This window comes from Candidatus Sodalis sp. SoCistrobi (genome assembly GCF_900143145.1).
Lineage (GTDB): Bacteria > Pseudomonadota > Gammaproteobacteria > Enterobacterales > Enterobacteriaceae > SoCistrobi.
This window is the reverse complement of sequence record NZ_FRDB01000299.1, coordinates 1-2,746: the sequence shown is the minus strand read 5'-3', so window position 1 is coordinate 2,746 and position 2,746 is coordinate 1. Positions and strand designations below refer to the sequence as shown.

Genomic DNA, 2,746 nt, shown 5'->3' with positions numbered 1-2,746 from the left:
AACTCCATGGAGTAGTTGGCTCGCGGTTTTTTGGGCTCTGTCATAGATAGTGTCCACTTAAAATAGGTGGACACCATCCTTAATCATCCCTGTCGAAATCGAAAGACGTCCTATATGGGGCGCTTACGGACCGCGCGAAAAGGCCCGGCACTAAGTCAGACCCCAAGCGTAGGCGCCAGCCAGGCGTTACCCTGTGGGGCTGAGTCACGCCTCGCCCTGGACACGCCAAACCGCGCTGCCGTGTGCGGTTCAATATGGACGGGAAGACCGGCTGAGGACCCGCCAAACGGGGTCCGATTGCCGCTTATGCCTAGGTCGTTAAGCTGCTTATTGATCCGTTTTTTTGTCGCCAATGGCGAGTGATCATCCGGCACTATGTTGTGTCCCGGCGTCGGCGCTACGATCGCCACGACTGACCGCGCCGGGACCAGGGTGCCGCTGAAACAACTTGAAAGCATTGTCTTTCGGTGAAGGGCATCAAAGGTTAACATAACGGTAACATTTGCCGGCGAATTACGTTAAGATTTACCGCATTTCGCGGCAAGAAGCGGGGCTGTCCGCCGGCCGCAGTATGGCCTTCTTTCATCAGGACTCGTCATGTCTTCCACCGCTTCCGATCGTTCGAGTTCGTTATTACATCACCGTTCTTTTGTCGCCTTCTGGCTGGCGCGCACCTGTTCCAGCTTCGGGTTTCAGATGCTTTCCATCGTGGTGGGCTGGCAGATCTACTCCCTGACCGGCCGGGCGCTGGATCTCGGCCTGATCGGCCTGGCGCAATTTCTGCCGTCGGTAGCACTGGCGCTTTATGCCGGACATGCCGCAGACCAGTACGATCGCCGGCGTATTGTGCTGTTCGGCCAATTGGCCGAGTGGATCGCCATCATTCTACTGGCGGTACTGGCTTACACGGCGCGCGCCGATGAGTGGGTGATTTTGGGATTGGTGTTTGTCATCTCCATCGCCAGAGCTATGGAAACGCCGGCGCTGCAATCCATGCTGCCGGCGCTGGTGCCGCCGCCGATATTAACCCGCGCCATGGCGGCCAACGCCGCCGCCGGCGAAGCCGCCATGATGGTGGGGCCGGCGTTGGGCGGGTTTTTGTATGTGGCCGGGCCCGCTACGGTCTATGCCGCAGCCGGGGGGCTTTATCTGCTGGCGATCATTATGGTGGCGCAATTGCGCTATGAGCAGGCGCCGCCGCGCCGGGTACCGGCCAGCTTCGCCACGCTTTTTGCCGGCATTAAATTCATCCGCGCACGACCCGATGTGCTGGGGGTTATCTCGCTGGATTTGTTCGCCGTGCTGTTGGGGGGCGCAACCGCACTGCTGCCGATCTTTGCCAAAGATATTTTACATACCGGCCCTTGGGGCATAGGTATCTACACATCAGGGAGGAGGCTTAAGAGCAACTCTCGCTAAATGAGTAAGTTCTTCCAGACTATATTCCGATAATAATTTTAGTGTATTCAACAAGATGGATAGGCCAGCGAGCAGAGCAGGAGCGCTCTCTCTGCGGCCTCGCTTTTGCTGTCGTCCTGACAAGCGACATATCAGCTGGCGGGCTGCCGCATTTTCTTCTCCTTCAGCGCGTTGCAGCCGCCATACCAGAACAGCAGCCATACTGGCTATTAACAACCTGCGTAGTACGGCTGGCGCGCTGCGCTGAAGCCATGTTTCTACGTCATGTCCGGCACCTTTCAGCAACTTAAAAAATGATTCAATATTCCAGCGCCAGTAATACCAACGAGCTACTTCCTCGCAGGTGATCTCGCTGCAAACGTTTGTAAGCAGCGTCCAGCGTCCCACCACATTACCGAGATCATCCGTAAGCCGAACAACAACCAATCTGACCGTCAGAGGCTCTCCAGGTTGGATTTTTATGCGGCGGCCGGTTTCTTTATCTTTACGCTTCTGCTGCGCAGCTCGGGTTATGACTATCGAGGTTTCACTGATTTCCATATCAGCTTTTTTCCCTTTCCAGTCTACCTGTCCGCATCCGTTGTATGGCAGAAGAGCAGCAATCTCACCAATTTTCAATGAATTACCTTGCCACTCTGCACCATGTCCTTCTTTTCCTCGGATAAGCCAGCATATTCCTTGAGTACTCAACGTCCGCATATGTCCAATAGAGTCACCCTCTCTATCAATTATATGAATCAGCTTTTTACCTATATTAAGCGATTCCACACGGGCAATATCGGTCGTCAAGGCGTCCATATGTGTCTGCCGTTCGGACAGTCCTTCCGCCAACGTTGAATGACAACCGGTTGCATCGGTAAGTGTCTGAGATAGAGGCGCTATTGGCAAACCCGTGCCAGCATCAACCAGCAAGCTGCTTTGAAGTTCATATCCAACATCGCCACCGTGCGTCATTTTTAAGCGTCCGTATTTGGCATGATGGTAAAGAAATTGTAAACGTGACCAATCATGAACAACGAGAGCGTATGGATGCGGGCTAAGCGAAATTTGCTCAAGTGCTAGCGAAATAATTGGCTCATTGAGTTGACTGAAGCTAATTCGCTTATTATTCAGAAAACGCCAGACAGCTTGGGTAGTTGCGAAAGTTGATTTTTGAGCACTTGCGAGGTCTTTAACCGCAGAAGCAAGAAGAGCCGCGGGCGTCATATGCTGTTTAACCAGCGTCTGATATCGGCGGGTAAGGCGAGAGTCAATCCCGCCAACAGATAGGTTGAAATCATTCTGCAAAGTAATAACAGGTATCACGATAAATGTGTAGATACCTATG

1 protein-coding gene and 1 pseudogene are annotated in these 2,746 nt (G+C 53.4%); one reads left to right on the top strand and one right to left on the bottom strand.

Features of this window, described 5'->3' with window-relative positions; translation table 11 throughout:
• Positions 1 to 597: 597 nt before the first annotated feature.
• A pseudogene (locus CINSTRO3249_RS14785) lies at positions 598 to 1,380 on the top strand (MFS transporter); the annotation flags it as partial.
• Between the two features lie 6 nt (positions 1,381 to 1,386).
• Here the strand turns inward: CINSTRO3249_RS14785 and CINSTRO3249_RS14780 are convergent.
• A partial coding sequence (locus tag CINSTRO3249_RS14780) for a flagellar biosynthesis protein FlhF (protein WP_254304262.1) occupies positions 1,387 to 2,746 on the bottom strand: 1,360 nt, incomplete at its 5' end.